This window comes from Kitasatospora sp. NPDC002543, from assembly GCF_053594915.1.
On record NZ_JBSFWR010000069.1, the window covers coordinates 1 to 14237 of the forward strand.

General features: G+C 72.6%; 16 protein-coding genes. 9 read left to right on the forward strand and 7 right to left on the reverse strand.

Features of this window, described 5'->3' with window-relative positions; all coding sequences use genetic code 11:
- Window positions 1–141 precede the first annotated feature (141 nt).
- Window positions 142–606, reverse strand: coding sequence for an ATP-binding protein (locus ACWD4P_RS25570; RefSeq protein ID WP_359824820.1), 465 nt, complete (start codon window positions 604–606; stop codon window positions 142–144).
- Between the two features lie 122 nt (window positions 607–728).
- Here ACWD4P_RS25570 and ACWD4P_RS25575 point away from each other — a divergent pair, with 122 nt between their 5' ends.
- The 3 genes from ACWD4P_RS25575 (at window position 729) to ACWD4P_RS25585 (ending at window position 2038) form a co-directional block, all read left to right on the forward strand.
- Complete coding sequence (locus tag ACWD4P_RS25575) at window positions 729–1598, forward strand: helix-turn-helix domain-containing protein (protein WP_449781173.1); 870 nt, start codon at window positions 729–731, stop codon at window positions 1596–1598.
- Complete coding sequence (locus ACWD4P_RS25580; RefSeq protein ID WP_449781174.1) at window positions 1595–1786, forward strand: DUF397 domain-containing protein; 192 nt, start codon at window positions 1595–1597, stop codon at window positions 1784–1786. The genes ACWD4P_RS25575 and ACWD4P_RS25580 overlap by 4 nt, the downstream gene beginning before the upstream one ends.
- Before the next feature lie 69 nt (window positions 1787–1855).
- Window positions 1856–2038, forward strand: coding sequence for a DUF397 domain-containing protein (locus ACWD4P_RS25585; protein ID WP_449781175.1), 183 nt, complete (start codon window positions 1856–1858; stop codon window positions 2036–2038).
- 177 nt (window positions 2039–2215) lie between these two features.
- Here the strand turns inward: ACWD4P_RS25585 and ACWD4P_RS25590 are convergent, their stop codons facing one another.
- Window positions 2216–2668, reverse strand: coding sequence for an Lrp/AsnC family transcriptional regulator (locus ACWD4P_RS25590; protein ID WP_359824827.1), 453 nt, complete (start codon window positions 2666–2668; stop codon window positions 2216–2218).
- A 137-nt stretch (window positions 2669–2805) separates the two neighbouring features.
- Between ACWD4P_RS25590 and ACWD4P_RS25595 the strand changes: the two genes are divergently transcribed.
- A complete protein-coding gene (locus ACWD4P_RS25595; RefSeq protein WP_449781176.1) occupies window positions 2806–4224 on the forward strand; it encodes an amino acid permease in 1419 nt (472 codons plus the stop codon).
- 73 nt (window positions 4225–4297) lie between these two features.
- Here ACWD4P_RS25595 and def read toward each other — a convergent pair whose 3' ends face one another.
- Complete coding sequence (def, locus tag ACWD4P_RS25600) at window positions 4298–4942, reverse strand: peptide deformylase (RefSeq protein ID WP_449781177.1); 645 nt, start codon at window positions 4940–4942, stop codon at window positions 4298–4300.
- An 18-nt stretch (window positions 4943–4960) separates the two neighbouring features.
- On the opposite strand from def, the gene ACWD4P_RS25605 reads away from it, so the two are divergent.
- Window positions 4961–5479 (forward strand): winged helix-turn-helix domain-containing protein, encoded by a 519-nt coding sequence (locus tag ACWD4P_RS25605; protein WP_359824835.1) that lies wholly within the window; start codon window positions 4961–4963, stop codon window positions 5477–5479.
- Between the two features lie 36 nt (window positions 5480–5515).
- Here ACWD4P_RS25605 and ACWD4P_RS25610 read toward each other — a convergent pair whose 3' ends face one another.
- Window positions 5516–6046 carry a hypothetical protein gene (locus ACWD4P_RS25610; protein ID WP_449781178.1) on the reverse strand — a complete coding sequence of 177 codons (531 nt, stop codon included), beginning with the start codon at window positions 6044–6046 and terminating at the stop codon, window positions 5516–5518.
- 150 nt (window positions 6047–6196) lie between these two features.
- Between ACWD4P_RS25610 and ACWD4P_RS25615 the strand changes: the two genes are divergently transcribed.
- The gene (locus tag ACWD4P_RS25615) at window positions 6197–6796 is read left to right on the forward strand and encodes a GrpB family protein (RefSeq protein WP_449781179.1); all 600 of its coding nucleotides are present in this window, start codon (window positions 6197–6199) and stop codon (window positions 6794–6796) included.
- Between the two features lie 110 nt (window positions 6797–6906).
- On the opposite strand, the gene hemC is transcribed toward ACWD4P_RS25615, so the two are convergent.
- The 3 genes from hemC to ACWD4P_RS25630 all read right to left on the reverse strand — a co-directional run bounded on the left by hemC (window position 6907) and on the right by ACWD4P_RS25630 (window position 11084).
- Window positions 6907–7842, reverse strand: coding sequence for a hydroxymethylbilane synthase (gene hemC / locus ACWD4P_RS25620; RefSeq protein WP_449781180.1), 936 nt, complete (start codon window positions 7840–7842; stop codon window positions 6907–6909).
- A 210-nt stretch (window positions 7843–8052) separates the two neighbouring features.
- Window positions 8053–10359, reverse strand: coding sequence for an ABC transporter permease (locus tag ACWD4P_RS25625; RefSeq protein WP_359824844.1), 2307 nt, complete (start codon window positions 10357–10359; stop codon window positions 8053–8055).
- A complete protein-coding gene (locus ACWD4P_RS25630) occupies window positions 10356–11084 on the reverse strand; it encodes an ABC transporter ATP-binding protein (RefSeq protein WP_449781181.1) in 729 nt (242 codons plus the stop codon). The genes ACWD4P_RS25625 and ACWD4P_RS25630 overlap by 4 nt, the downstream gene beginning before the upstream one ends.
- Before the next feature lie 117 nt (window positions 11085–11201).
- Here ACWD4P_RS25630 and ACWD4P_RS25635 point away from each other — a divergent pair, with 117 nt between their 5' ends.
- The 3 genes from ACWD4P_RS25635 to ACWD4P_RS25645 all read left to right on the forward strand — a co-directional run bounded on the left by ACWD4P_RS25635 (window position 11202) and on the right by ACWD4P_RS25645 (window position 14211).
- Window positions 11202–12053, forward strand: coding sequence for a sensor histidine kinase (locus ACWD4P_RS25635; protein WP_449781182.1), 852 nt, complete (start codon window positions 11202–11204; stop codon window positions 12051–12053).
- A gap of 11 nt (window positions 12054–12064) precedes the next feature.
- Complete coding sequence (locus ACWD4P_RS25640) at window positions 12065–12802, forward strand: response regulator (protein WP_449781183.1); 738 nt, start codon at window positions 12065–12067, stop codon at window positions 12800–12802.
- Window positions 12803–13005: 203 nt separating this feature from the next.
- Entirely contained in the window at window positions 13006–14211 is a 1206-nt protein-coding gene (locus tag ACWD4P_RS25645) for a cytochrome P450 (RefSeq protein WP_449781184.1), read from the forward strand.
- Window positions 14212–14237 lie beyond the last annotated feature (26 nt).

Here is a 14237-nt window from a genome sequence, read left to right on the forward strand (position 1 = left end):
GTCGTCCAGCTGCGCCTTGATCGGCGGCGGCGCCTTCAGCAGGATCTGCCAGGTCACGTACATCGCCAGCAGCAGCGGCGGGATGCCGAGGTCCCACTCCCGGGGGTTCAGTGGGGTGTTGGGGTGGGGCTATCGCGGGGTTCAGGCGGCATCGGGGGTGGCGGGGCCGAGGTCGAGCTCGGCCCAGACGGTCTTGGAGTTGGGCTCGCGGGGGATGGTGCCCCAGCGGTCGCAGAGGGCGTCGATGAGGGTGAGGCCGCGCCCGGTCTGGGCGTTGGGGGTGTGGACGGTGGGAAGGATGGGGAGCCTGTCGCCCCGGGGATCGCTGATCTCGATGCGGAGGGTGGTGCCCCGGCGCACGGAGGTGGTGAGCGAGAGGTGAAGCTCGAACCCGCGCCCCGCAACGCGTCCGTGCGTGATCGCGTTCGCGGCCAGCTCCGCGATGACCAGCAAGGCGCAGTGGAAGGGTTCGGTGTGCGTGGAGTTCAGCCCCCAGTCCGAGAGTTGACGACGCGCCAGGCGCCGGCAGATGGCCGCACCCTTGGGGGAGGCGGTGAGGGTGGTGGTGTGGGACCGGGGGTTTTCGAGGGGGATTTCGGTCGACATGGGAGATAAGCGTGGCCGGGCGGACGTACGCTGACCAGCACCCCGACGGGCACGGAGAGTACCTGTACGGGTGCGGAGGGTTGGCCTGCCGGTCGACCCAAGATCGAAAGAGATGGGCTGCAATGGGCCTTGAGGGAAGCGTCTTCGATGACGGCGAGACCGCGGAGGGGTTCGACGGGGTCGCCGAGTTCTACAGCGCGGTCGGAAAAATGATCAAGCTCTTCCGTGAACGGGCCGGAATCACGCAGAAGCAGCTGGCCAAAGTCACCGGTTACAGCGAGGACCACGTCGGGGCCGTGGAACGGGGCGTGCGAACCCCGAGGATCGAGTACCTCACGGTGGTGGACGACGCTCTCGACGCTGGCGGGCTGCTCAAGGTCGTTGCGGACGACGTGATGAAGGCGAAGGTGCGCGTGTCCGAGAGGCACCCCGCTTACAACAAGGCCTTCACGCAAGAAGAAGGCAAGGCCCTGGAGATCCACAGCTACAGCACTCTACTCATCCCTGGATTGCTTCAGACCGAAGCTCACATGCGAGCGCTCTACGAGATGCGCAGGCCATGGCTCTCGGTGGAACAGATCGACACGTGGGTTGCAGCGCGACTCGCTCGCCAAGAAATCCTCACCCGGTGGCCCTTGCCGACCATGAGCTGGGTGATCGACGAAAGCGCCCTTCGACGCCCGATCGGAGGTTGGGATGTACACCGAGAACAGCTCGAACGACTCCTCAAGGTGGCGGAAATTCGCGGTCTTGAGCTGCAGATCATGCCGCTCGACGCACCCGAAAATGCGGGCATGGGCGGGCCCTTCACACTTCTCACCCCTCCCGGGCGTCCACCGATCGCGTACGTGGAAGTCCAGCACGTCAACAGACTGATCACGGAGCCGGAAGAAGTCCGTAAGATGGCTGCACGGTACGGCACCCTCAGGGGGCAGGCGCTCAACATGAGGGAGTCCTTGGCCTTGATCGAAATGATCCTGGGAGAGCGATGAACATGGCCGAGCTGGCTTGGTTCAAGAGCAGCTACAGCAGCAACGAGGGCGCAGAATGCGTCGAGGTCGCCGAGACTCCCGGCACCGTCCACGTGCGTGACTCCAAGGACAAGTCCGGCCCCCAGCTGGCCTTCGAGCCGACTGCCTGGGAGGCGTTCGTGAAGTTCGCCGCCACCGCCGAGGTCTGACCGAACCGACCTCCCCTCAACGGCCCACCACCTTCCCGGCGGCGGGCCGTTGGCGTACCGTCAGGAAACATGGATCTGGCATGGTTCAAGAGCAGTTACAGCAGCAACGAAGGTGCCGCATGCGTCGAGGTCGCCGAGACTCCCGGCACCGTCCACGTGCGTGACTCCAAGGACAAGTCCGGCCCCCAGCTGGCCTTCGAGCCGACCGCCTGGGAGGCGTTCGTGAAGTTCGCCGCCACCGCCGAGGTCTGACCGAACCGACCTCCCCTCAACGGCCCACCACCTTCCCGGCGGCGGGCCGTTGGCGTACGCCCCCACGTCCGAGCCGCCCAACCGCCCGGCCATCCGCCGCGACCCGTACAGATCCGGGATGTCGGGCGGCCCCGTCAGCCCTCGCGCACGGCCAGCAGGCAGGCAGACGTAAAAGCCTCACAGCGGCAGGGGCCTGGCTTCGACGACGTTCGCCATGACGATGGTGGAGCTGAGACGCTGGACGCCGGGCAGGGTGGCCAGGCGTTCGTCGTAGAGCTTCCGGTAGGCCGCCAGGTCGCGGGCGACGACGCGCAGGAGGTAGTCGGGGTCGCCGAACAGCCGCTGGGCCTCCAGGACGTCGGGGATGTCGGCGACGGCCTGTTCGAAGGCCGCGACGGTCTCGCGGTCCTCGTAGCGCATGGTGACGAAGACCAGTGCCTCGAAGGTCAGGCCGAGGGCGGCGGCGTCGAGCCGGGCGTGGTAGCCGACGATCGCGCCGGAGCGCTCCAGGGCCCGGAGCCGGCGGTGGCAGGGCGACACGCTCAGGCGGACCCGCTCGGCGAGCTCGGTGAGGGTCAGCCGCCCGTCACGCTGCAGTTCGGCAAGGATTTTCCGGTCCACGTCGTCCATGGAGAAGATTCTTCCATTCCATGATGGCTCTCAGGAAAAGCTTGGAAGCATATTCTGGTCAAACCCGCCTATCCTTCCCTCCAGGACACCAGGGGCGCATGTCCGCGCGACGCGTCCGTCATACGAATGGATCCCCGATGAGCACCACCACGGCGCCGGAAGCCGCCGAGGCCCCGGCCGCCCCCCAGCTGAGCCACGGCCTCAAGCAGCGCCACCTCTCGATGATCGCCCTCGGCGGCGTCATCGGCGCCGGCCTGTTCGTGGGCTCCGGCGCGGGCATCGCGGTGGCCGGCCCGGGCATCATCCTGGCGTTCGTCGCGGCCGGGCTGCTGGTGATGCTGATCATGCGGATGCTGGGCGAGATGTCCGCCGCGCACCCGGCCTCCGGTTCCTTCTCGGTGCACGCCGAGCGCGAGATCGGCCCCTGGGCGGGCCTGACCACCGGCTGGCTGTACTGGGTGATGATCGGCGTCGCCGTCGCCGTCGAGGCCACGGCGGCCGGCGCGATCATGCACTCCTGGGTCACCGGGGTTCCGGCCTTCGTCTGGGTCGGCATCTTCATGGCCTTCTTCTGCGCCACCAACCTGACCGCCGTGAAGAACTTCGGCGAGTTCGAGTTCTGGTTCGCGGCCATCAAGATCACCGCGATCGTCGCCTTCCTCACCCTGGGCGTGCTGGGCGTCACCGGTGTCATCGGCCACGCCCCCGGCACCGCCAACCTGACCGGCCGCGGCGGCTTCCTGCCGCACGGCGGCGACGGCCTGATCACCGGTCTGCTGCCCGCCGTCTTCGCCTACGGCGGCCTGGAGGCCGTCACCATCGCGGCCGCCGAGTCCGACGACCCGCGCCGCAACGTCGCCAACGCCGTGCGCACCGCGGTCTGGCGGATCGCGATCTTCTACATCGGCACGATGGCCCTGGCCGTCACCCTGGTGCCCTGGGACGACCCCGACGTGGTCGCGCTGGGCCCCTACGTCACGGTGCTGCAACTGCTCAACGTCCCCGGCGCCGCCCTGGCCATGAAGATCGTGGTGCTGATCGCCCTGCTGAGCGCGATGAACGCCAACATCTACAGCGCCTCCCGGATGGTCTACTCGCTCGTCACCCGCGGTCTGGGGCCCCGCGCGCTGGCCAAGGTCACCGGCGGCGTCCCGCGACTGAGCGTGCTGGCCTCCTGCGGCTTCGGCTTCGCCGCCGTCCTGGCGGGCTACATCTGGCCGGACACGATCTTCCTCTGGCTGCTGAACTCCACCGGTGTGGCCATCCTGGTGCTCTGGCTCTTCATCGGCGCCGCCCAGCTGCGCATGCGCCGCCGCGTCGAGCGCGAGAACCCCGAACTGCTCACCGTCCGCATGTGGGCCTTCCCCTACCTGACCTGGCTCGCCATCGCCGCCGTGGTCGCCCTCCTGGCCCTGATGACCACCAGCCCCGACAACCGCGCCCAGCTCTACGCGGCCGGCGTCCTGGTCACCGCCCTGGGCGCCGTCGGCCACTGGCACCAGCGGCGCACCGCGGCGACCGCGGCGACCGCCCAGGAGCCCGGCCACACCCCGTGATCCCGGACGAGGCCCGGTTCACGGACGGTGACCCGAACGAAGGGACCGCGAGCGCCGGGGTGCGGGCGGCCGGTCAGGACACCCGGTCCGCAGCCCCGGCGAGCCTGGCGGCCTTGGCGGCGCGCTCGGCGAAGACCTTCTCCCTCCGGTCCGCGGTCTGCTTCATCATCCGCTTGCGGTCGCGGGCGGAGAGGCGGTCGATGTAGAGCCCGCCGTTGAGGTGGTCGGTCTCGTGCTGGAGGCAGCGGGCGAAGTAGCCGGCGCCCTCGATGGTGATCGCCTCGCCGTGCTGGTTGACCCCGCGCACCACGGTGCGGGCCGGGCGGGCGAGCTTGGTGCCGGCGCCGGGGACGGAGAGGCAGCCCTCGGTCTCCTCGATCAGGGCGCGGCCCGGGTCCTGCTCCTCGATCACCGGGTTGAGGATGTGCCCGGTGTGCCGGACGCCGTCGTCGTCGGGGCAGTCGTAGACGAACAGGCGCAGGTCCACGTCCACCTGGTTGGCGGCGAGGCCGCAGCCGTCGGCGACGTGCATGGTGGCGAACATGTCGTCGATGAGCCGCGCCAGCCGCTCGCTGCCGAAGTCCTCCTCGGTGGCCGTGCGGCAGCTGCGGCGCAGGATCTCCTCCCCCACCTCGGTGATCCGCAGGACGGTCGGACGTTCGCGCAGCTCGGACACGGGCGCTCCTTCGGGTGGTCGGGCTTGCTGTCGACTTTGCAAAGTAGCAGACTTTGCAAAGTGACCGAAGACCTCGTCAGAACCGGCCCGCTCCCCGAGCACGCCGTCCGCACCGCGCTGCTGGAACTGCTCGCCGAGCACGGCACCGTCACCTCCACCGAAGCCGCCGCCCGGCTCGGCCTCAGCTCCGGCCTCTGCTCGTTCCACCTGCGGCAACTGGCCCGGTACGGGCAGATCGAGGAGGCCCCGGCCACCGACGGGCGGGCCCGGCCGTGGCGGCTGCCGCAGGCCCGGCCGGCGGCCGGGGAGGCCGAGTTCGGCGAACTGGCGCGCGGACTGGAGGACGAGAGCTACCGGCGCTGGCAGGCCCGGCGGGCCGAAGCCCCCGCCGAATGGCAGCAGGACGAGGCCTTCAGCACCGTCGTCCATCTGACGCCCGAGGAACTGACCGCCGTCGGCGAGGCCGTCCGGCAGGTCCTGGCCCGCTACCGGGGCCGCGACACCGACCCGGCCGCCCGACCCGCCGGGGCCCGGCCGGTCGCCGCCGTCGCCCGGCTCTTCCCGCTCCTCGACGAGTAGGCCCTCAGCCGTCGGGTCCGTTCCCCGGGTGGGCGCTCAGGCGATCCGGGCCCGCGCCGCCGCCCGGACCAGCGGCCCGGCCACCAGGCCCAGCACCGCCCCCAGCGCGACCCCCTGCACACCGTCCCAGACGTCCTGCACGTCACAGACCCGCCCGATCGCCGGCAGCGCGTAGTGCACCACCGACACCGCGAACGGCAGCACCGCCGCCCCCAGCAGCGCCACCGCCGCCCGCCGCCGGGTGCCCGCCAGCGCGGCCGCGAAACCGACCGGGGCGTACGTCGCCAACTTGAGCCCGATGTGCCGCACACGCAGCAACTCGCCCGGCGAACGCGGCCGGCCGCCCTCCACCGCACAGTGCCGGACGGCACCCTCCGAGAGCCGGAAGGCCTCCGGCAGCAGCGTCGCCACGACCACCCCGCCCAGCCCGAGCAGCAACACGAAGCCCACCACCCAGTGGGCCCGCAGCAACCGCCCCACCGGCCGGTTCAACAGCGCCGCGGGCACCAGCGAGAGCAGCAGCCCGGGCCAGAACATCGGCATCCCGCCGAGCACCGCACTGATCACGCCTCAAACGGACGCCCCGCGCACCCGCCCGGTTCTCGCCGGTTCCCACCGGGGCGCAGCGAGAACCGCCGGAGGGTCACCGCGCGGTCACCGGACGGGCATCATGAGGCAGATCGAAACCGAAGAGCACCCGAAGACCAGGAGCCGGCCATGTCCGACCAGGAGATCCCCCGCGTCCCGATGGCCACCGAGGAGATCGAGGCGGCCAACGTGGGCCCGGCCCCCAGGCTCGACGGCCCGATCACCCTGCGCGAGCACGACCCGCGCTGGCCCGCCGCCTTCGCCCGGGAGGCCGCCCGCGTGGAGGCGAGCCTGGCCCGGCTGGACCACCGGATCGAGCACGTCGGATCCACCTCCGTGCCCGGCCTCCCCGCCAAGCCGGTCATCGACATGCTGCTGATCGTCCCGGACTCCGCGGACGAGGCCTCCTACCTGCCCGCCCTCGAAGCCCTCGGGTACCGGCTCGTCATCCGCGAGCCCGACTGGTACGAGCACCGCGTCCTGCGCCACCACGACATCGACCCCGGCGCCGACTACGCGAACCTCCACGTCCTGTCCGCCGGCTGCCCCGAGAACGACCGGATGCTGCGCTTCCGCGACCGGCTGCGCCGCCACGACGGCGACCGCGAACTGTACGCCGACGCCAAGCGGGCCCTGGCCCGGCAGTCGTGGGAGTACCTGCAGAACTACGCCGACGCCAAGTCCGAGGTGATCGCGGGCATCATCGAGCGGGCCACCGCGGAGGACTGACGGCGTGGCACCGGGCCGGCCCCGACGGCGGGAGGGCCGACCCGCCACCGGGCCTCCCCTGCCGGGTCTCCCCCACCGGGTCTCCCCCACCGGGTCTCCCCCGCCGGTTCTCAGTGCGGGATCGAGGAGATCAGGTCCTGCGCGCCCTGCCGCTTGAGCGCCAGGGCCACCGACGTCCCCAGGTCCTCCGGGCTGAGGGCGCCGGCCCACTCGTGGGCGTCCAGCACCTGCTTGCCGTCCGGGGTGAAGACCCGGCCGCGCAGCGACAGCCGGCCGTCCCGCTCCGCCCTCGCGTAACCGGCGATCGGGCTGTTGCAGTGGCCCTGCAGGGCGTGGAGGAACATCCGCTCGGCCGCCGCCTCCCGCCAGGTGTCGTGGTGGCCCAGGGAGGAGACCGCGTCGATGGTCGCGGCGTCGCCCTCGCGGCACTGCAGCACCAGGATGCCCGCGCCGATCGGCGGGCACATCGCCTCGATGCCGAGCACCTCCGTGATCCGCGCCCGCTCGCCGATCCGCTCCAGGCCGGAGACGGCCAGCAGCAGCGCGTCGACGTCCCCGGCCTCCAGCTTGGCGAGCCGGCTGTTGGCGTTGCCGCGGATCGGGACGCACTCCACGTGCGGGTGGGAGGCGGCGAGTTGGGCGACCCGGCGCACCGACGAGGTGCCGATCCGGGTGCCGGGCGGCAGCGCGGCCAGCGGCAGGCCGCCGGGGTGGACGAGGGCGTCGCGGATGTCGTCGCGGCGCAGGTACGCGGCGAAGACCGTGCCCGCCGGCAGCGGTCGGTCGGCGGGCACGTCCTTGAGGCAGTGGACGGCGACGTCGGCCTCCCCGGCGAGCAGCGCGGCGTCGACCTCCTTGGTGAACGCGCCCTTGCCGCCGAGCTGGGCGAGATCACCCGTCCAGCGGTCGCCCGAGGTGGTGACGGGCACCACCTCGGTACGCAGGCCCGGGTGCAGGGCGGCGAGTTCGGCGCGGACCCGCTCGACCTGGGCGAGCGCCATGGGTGAGGAGCGGGAGACGATGCGGATCAGCTCAGCGGTGGCCATGGCGCAGATGATAGGCCTCCTCACAGCACCGACTGAGCATGCGTCAGTTCCCGTGACCGGGCGCGGCGGGCCCGCGCACGGCGGAGAGCCGGTCGGACGATCCGACCGGCTCTCCACCGCGACCGGGAACCCGGCCACTCGTCGTGCACCCGGCTACTCGTCGTGCACCCTGTCGCCCGTCGCGCACCCGGCTACTCGTTGTGCACCCGGCTACTCGTTGTGCAGCACCTCGGCGATCGGCAGGCGCGCCGCCGAGCGGGCCGGGACGAGGGCGCCGAGGACGGCGATCGCGACGCCCGCCACGGCGAGACCGCTCAGCAGCGGGCCGTTCCAGACGTCCAGCGTCTCCTGCGGGAACACGATCGTCCCGACGTTCTCGGCGATCAGCCGGTGGGCCACCACCCCGACCGGGATGCCGATGATCCCGCTGGCCACGCCCTGCCAGGCCACCGAGGTGACCGTCATCGCCACCACCTGCCGGGGCGTCATCCCGATCGACTTGAGCATGCCCAGATCCCGGCGGCGCTCGCGGACGGTGAGCAGCAGGGTGTTGAAGACTCCCAGCGCGGCGACCACCGACAGCAGCACCGTGAAGATCGTGGTGAAGGCGATGACCGCGGCGATCGGCCCGCCCAGGTCGGGGTCGAAGACCGAGGCCGAGAGGCTCGGATCGGCCTCCGACACCGCCTTGCGGTACGCCTCGGCATCGGCGCCCACGGCGAGCGTCACGTCGTACTCGACGACGTGCGGATCGTCGGTGAGGGCGGCCCTGGTGGCGTCGTTGGAGGCGAACGCCCGGGGGTTGCCCTCGGACTCCTCGCCGACCAGGGTGACGGCCAGCTGCCGCCCGTCCAGGTCCAGGGTCACCGTGTCGCCGAGCTTGAGCCCGTGCTGCTTCAGGAACGACGGGCCGGCCTCGATCTCGTTCGGGCCGGTCGCCGGACGGCCGTTCACCACCGACAGCCACTTGGCGTCGACGTCGCCACCGTAGAAGTCCGCGAACGCGGGCTGGGCGTGCCCGACCAGCCCGACCTGCACCAGCCCGCGCGTACCGACCCGCTCGGCCCCGGGAGCGGCCCGCAGCATCGCCTCCGTCCCGGCCGGGGTCAGCGTGGGCGCGATCCGGTTGCCCGCGAAGTGGGCCGTCCGGACGTTGACGTGGGTGTGGCCGTCGGTGTGGTCCACCAGCCTGGTCAGGGTGGTGCTCAGGCCCGCCGTCATCGTCACGGTGACCACGCCGAGCACGATCGCCGCCATGGTCAGCGCCGTACGGGCGGGGCGGGCGAACGGCTGGCCGAGGCCGAGGCTGACGGCGCGCGGCAACCGGGTGCCGCTCAGCCAGCGCTGGACCTTCAACCCGCGGCCGCCGCGCGGGGCGCTGCCGGCCGAGATGGCCTCGGCGGCGGAGAGCCGGTGGGCGCGCGAGGCCGGGAGCAGCGCCGCGAGGACGACCAGCGCCGGGACGCCGGCCAGGGTGGCGGCCGGCAGCCAGCCGGCGGGCTCGATCACGGCCGTGCCGGTGACGATCCCGGAGAACGCGGACCTGAGGATCGGGTACGACGCCACCCAGCCCGCCACCGTACCGAGGACCGTCCCGGCGACCGCCGGCACCGAGACCATGGTCAGGTAGACGGTGACGACCTGGCGCGGAGTGAAGCCGATCGACTTCAGCACGCCGATGTGCCGGTAGCCGGAGACGACCGCACCGCTCACCACGTTGCCGACGATCAGCGCCGAGACGACCAGGCCGAGCACGCCGAAGACCGTCATCAGCGGCAGGTAGGCGTCGGCCCCCGCCGAGAAGGCGTCCTTGAGCACCAGGTACGACTGGACGCTGGTGACCGCGTCGCCCGGCAGGCCCTCGGTGGCCGCGCCCATCGCGGAGGTGAGCCGCTGCTCGCTCCCGGCGTCGGTGAAGCGGTAGAGCATCTGCCGGCCGGTGGGGTGCAGGGCGGAGGCCTGCTCCGGGGTGACCCAGCCGCCGGCGCTCTGGCTCATGCTGGTGGCGAAGCCGACGACGGTCAGGTGCCGGCCGCCGCCGACGGGGAGCGGGGAACCCAGGAGCTTGTCCGACGCGCCCCCGAACGGCGAGTTGAGGACCACCTCGCCGGGTGCGGTGACCCAGCGGCCGGACAGCAGCTCGACCCGGTCCACCGGCCCCGCCGGGTCGGCCCGGCCGACCAGGGTCAGCGGTCCGGGCGGACTGCCGACCCAGTCGGTGGGGATGTCCACCACGACCTGGTCGAACGGCCCGGCGGCCGCCTCGACGCCCGGCCGGTGGGCGGTGGCGGACAGTTGCTCCGCCGAGGCCCCGGCCGGGTCGAAGGACGCCACGACGTGGGCACCGCGCTGCCCGTCGAAGGCCTCGTCGAAGGGGGCCCGGGCGGCGCTGATCACCGCGAGGGCGAGCAGCACCGTCGTGGTCGCGCAGAAGACGACCAGGCCGATCACGACGGTCTGCACCCGGCGGCGCTTCACGGCCGCCCGCGAGGCCCGCCACACCGCGCCGCCGGTCATGCGGACGCCTCCAGCATCCGCTCGTTCGCCACGCGCCCGTCCGCGACCTCGACCAGGCGGCTGGCGCAGCGGGTGGCGAGGTGGGGGTCGTGGGTGACGATCAGCAGGGTCTGGCCGATCTGGTTGAGGTCGATCAGCAGGTCCATCACCTGCTCGCCGGAGCGGCTGTCCAGGGCGCCGGTGGGCTCGTCGGCGAGCAGCAGGGCCGGGCGGTTCATCAGGGCGCGGGCCACCGCGACCCGCTGGCGCTCGCCGCCGCTGAGGGTGGCCGGGTAGACGTCCTTGCGGTGGGCGACGCCGAGTTCGTCGAGCAGTTCCAGCGCCCGGCGGCGGGCCTGGCGGGCGCTGGTGCCGGTCAGCTGGGCGGCCAGGGCGACGTTGTCGAGGGCCGGGAGGTCGTCGATCAGGTTGAAGAACTGGAAGACCATGCCGATGTGGCGGCGGCGGAACAGGGCCAGTCCGTTCTCGTTGAGCTGACCGAGGTCCTGCCCCTGGACCCGGACCGTCCCGGCGGTGGGCCGGTCCAGGCCGGCCACCATGTTCAGCAGGGTGGACTTGCCGCACCCGGAGGGGCCCATCACGGCGACCGCCTCGCCGGCGCGGATCCGCAGGTCGACGCCGTCGAGCGCCTTGGCGTCGCCGAACTCCTTGTGGACGCCGGACAGCTCGACGACGACCTGCGCGTCGTCCGGCCGGGAGGTCGTCCCGTCGTGGTGATTGCTCATGGTGGACGACCGTAGGCGCGGGGCCGCGGGCGGCACGTCCCACCCCGGGTGTAACCACGGCGGCCGTAGTACCCGGGATGTACGGGCCCGGCACCCCCGGATGATGTGGATCATGCCGTGACCTGCGAAGCTGACGCCGTGTGGGGAACGGGGTGGGACTGGGCGGCCGTCGCGACGGCCGGTGCGGCGAGCGCGGCGGCCGGGTGGCTGGCGGTGGCGCTCGCCCGGGCGCGGCGGCTGCACCGCGCGGCCATCGGCGAGCGCGGCTGGCTGCTGGAACGGGAGCGGGAGAGCGCCGCCCGGACCGCCGTGGACGCCGAACGGGCCAGGATCGCCGCCGAGTTGCACGACATCGTGAGCCACAACGTGAGCCTGATGGTGGTGCAGGCCGGGGCCGCGCGCGAGGTGCTGGCCACCATGCCGGAGGAGGCGGCGGCCGCGATGTCGGCGGTCGAGGCGGCCGGGCGGGACACCATGACCGAACTGCGGCACCTGCTCGGGCTGCTCGCGCCCGCCGCGGACGGCGGCGAGGAGTCCGGGGCGGACGGCTTCGCGCCGCAGCCCAGCCTGGGCCGGCTGAGCCCGCTGATCGACCGGTTCGCCTTCGCCGGGCTGCCGGTCGAGGTGCGGATCTCGGGCGAGCCGAGGCCGCTGCCCGGCGGCATCGACGTGACGGCGTACCGGATCGTCCAGGAGGCGCTGACCAACGCGCTCAAGCACGGGGACGGGGTGACGGCGGAGGTGACGGTGCGCTACGCGGACCACTACCTGCGGGTGGAGGTGCTCAACAGCGGCCCGAGCGTGCTCTCCGGCGGGGCCGCCCCGGCGGCGGGGCGGCCGGACGGCGCCGGGCGCGGGCTGATCGGCCTGCGGGAGCGGGTCGCGGTGTACGGCGGGGACCTGGACGCCCGGCGGCGGCTCGGCGGTGGCTTCCGGGTCCGCGCCCGCATCCCGCTGGACCGGCCGTGACGGAGGGGACCATGGAGCACGAGCAGGGGCACGAACAGCGGCAGCACGGGCAGCACGGGCCGCAGCAGGAGCGCCGCCCCCGGGTGGTGATCGCCGACGACCAGGAGCTGGTCCGCACCGGTTTCCGGATGATCCTCACGGCGCGCGGCATCGACGTGGTCGCCGAGGCCTCCGACGGTGCCGAGGCGGTGGCCGCCGCCGTCCTGCACCGCCCGGACGTGGCGCTGCTGGACATCCGGATGCCCGTCATGGACGGACTGGAGGCGGCCCGGCGCATCCTGGCCCGGGCGCCCGGCTGCCGGGTGATCATGCTGACCACCTTCGACCTGGACCACTACGTCTACGCCGCGCTGTCCGCCGGGGCCAGCGGCTTCCTGCTCAAGGACGTCACCTCGGCCCATCTCGCCGCCGCCGTACGGCTGGTGGACACCGGGGACGCGCTGCTCGCCCCCTCGATCACCCGGCGCCTGGTCGAGCGCTTCGCGGCCGGCGCCCCGCGCCCGGCCCCCGGCGCCGACGGCCCGCCGCTGCACCGCGACCTCGCACCGCTCACCCCGCGCGAGACGGAGGTGCTCGCGCTGCTCGGGCGGGGGCTGTCCAACACCGAGCTGGCGCGCGAACTGACGCTCAGCGAGTCGACGGTGAAGACCCACGTGGCCCGGATCTTCGCCAAGCTCGACCTGCGGGACCGGGCACAGGCGGTGGTGCTCGCGTACGAGACCGGGCTGGTCGCGCCGGGCGGGAGCTGACCGGCGGCCCGCCCCCGCCGGGCGCAACTCCCGCGCCCCGGAGGCCGATTCGCGCGACTATCATCCGAATGTCACTCCTTGGAGTTAAATCTTCACCGGATTCCCCTTTTTGCCATGTCATGGGGCACCATCTGCATGTCCACGCCCGAACGTGACGATCACCCCCGGGCGCCCCGGAACGACGAGAACACCTGGACCGGCCCGTGACCACCACCGCCCCCGTGTGGGACTGCCCCTTCCACCACACCGACGGCCTGGAGTTCGACCCCCTCCTGAAGCGACTGCTCACCGAGGCCCCGGTCGCCAGGATCCGGCTGCCGCACGGCGAGGGCGAGGCCTGGCTGGCCACCCGCTACGAGGACGTCAGGACCGTCACCACCGACCGCCGGTTCAGCCGCGCCGCGGGCATCGGCCGCGACCTGCCCCGGATGACGCCCGCCCCGATCGCCCAGGCCGAGGCGATCAACCTGATGGACCCGCCCGCCCACAACAGGCTGCGCCGGCTGGTCGCCCAGGGCTTCACCAACCGCCAGGTCGAACGGATGCGCCCGGCCACCCAGCGGACCGTCGACGGCTACTTCGACGAGATGACCGAACACGGCGCCCCCGCCGACCTGATGCACTTCCTGGCCGGCCGCCTCCCGCTCACCACCATCTGCGAACTGCTCGGCATCCCCGCGGCCGACCGCACCGAACTGCGCGGCCACGCCGTGGCGATGATGCGGATGGGCCCCGGCAGCCGGGACGGCCAGGAGGCCGCCAAGACCGCCCTGCGCGACTACTTCACCGACCTCACCGCCGCCCGCCGGGCCCACCCCGGCGAGGACCTGATCAGCGCCCTGGCCACCGCCCGCGACGGCGACGAACTGCTCGACCCGGACGAGCTGACCGTGATGGCCATGGTCCTGCTGGTCACCGGCCACGACACCAGCACCTACCAGCTCGGCAACCTCACCTACACCCTGCTCACCCACCCCGAGCAGCTCGGCAAACTGCGCGCCCGGCCGGAACTGCTGCCGCGCGCCCTGGAGGAACTGCTGCGCTTCGTCCCGTTCCGCCAGGGCGTCGGCATCGCCAGGGTCGCCACCGAGGACGTCGAACTGGGCGGCGTGCTGATCCGGGCCGGCGAGGCCGTGCACGTCTCCTACCTGACCGCCAACCGGGACCCGGCCGTCTACGAGCGCCCCGACGAACTGGACCTCGACCGCGGCGAGCCCACCCACATGGCCTTCGGGTACGGCCAGCACCACTGCCTCGGCTCCCACCTGGCCCGGATGGAGCTCCAGGTCGCCATCGGCACCCTGCTGCGCCGCTTCCCCCGCCTGCGGCTGGCCGTCGACCCCGCCGAGCTCGACTGGGACTCCGGCTCGATCTGGCGCTTCCCCCGCACCCTCCCGGTGGCCTGGTAGCCCCTCCCCCGCCCACCGTTCCCGCA

Coding starts and splice junctions, on each gene's coding strand:
- ACWD4P_RS25570 (WP_359824820.1), bottom strand. CDS start 606: ATGTCGACCGAAATCCCCCTCGAAAACCCCCGGTCCCACACCACCACC.
- ACWD4P_RS25575 (WP_449781173.1), top strand. CDS start 729: ATGGGCCTTGAGGGAAGCGTCTTCGATGACGGCGAGACCGCGGAGGGG.
- ACWD4P_RS25580 (WP_449781174.1), top strand. CDS start 1,595: ATGAACATGGCCGAGCTGGCTTGGTTCAAGAGCAGCTACAGCAGCAAC.
- ACWD4P_RS25585 (WP_449781175.1), top strand. CDS start 1,856: ATGGATCTGGCATGGTTCAAGAGCAGTTACAGCAGCAACGAAGGTGCC.
- ACWD4P_RS25590 (WP_359824827.1), bottom strand. CDS start 2,668: ATGGACGACGTGGACCGGAAAATCCTTGCCGAACTGCAGCGTGACGGG.
- ACWD4P_RS25595 (WP_449781176.1), top strand. CDS start 2,806: ATGAGCACCACCACGGCGCCGGAAGCCGCCGAGGCCCCGGCCGCCCCC.
- ACWD4P_RS25615 (WP_449781179.1), top strand. CDS start 6,197: ATGTCCGACCAGGAGATCCCCCGCGTCCCGATGGCCACCGAGGAGATC.
- hemC (WP_449781180.1), bottom strand. CDS start 7,842: ATGGCCACCGCTGAGCTGATCCGCATCGTCTCCCGCTCCTCACCCATG.
- ACWD4P_RS25625 (WP_359824844.1), bottom strand. CDS start 10,359: ATGACCGGCGGCGCGGTGTGGCGGGCCTCGCGGGCGGCCGTGAAGCGC.
- ACWD4P_RS25630 (WP_449781181.1), bottom strand. CDS start 11,084: ATGAGCAATCACCACGACGGGACGACCTCCCGGCCGGACGACGCGCAG.
- ACWD4P_RS25640 (WP_449781183.1), top strand. CDS start 12,065: ATGGAGCACGAGCAGGGGCACGAACAGCGGCAGCACGGGCAGCACGGG.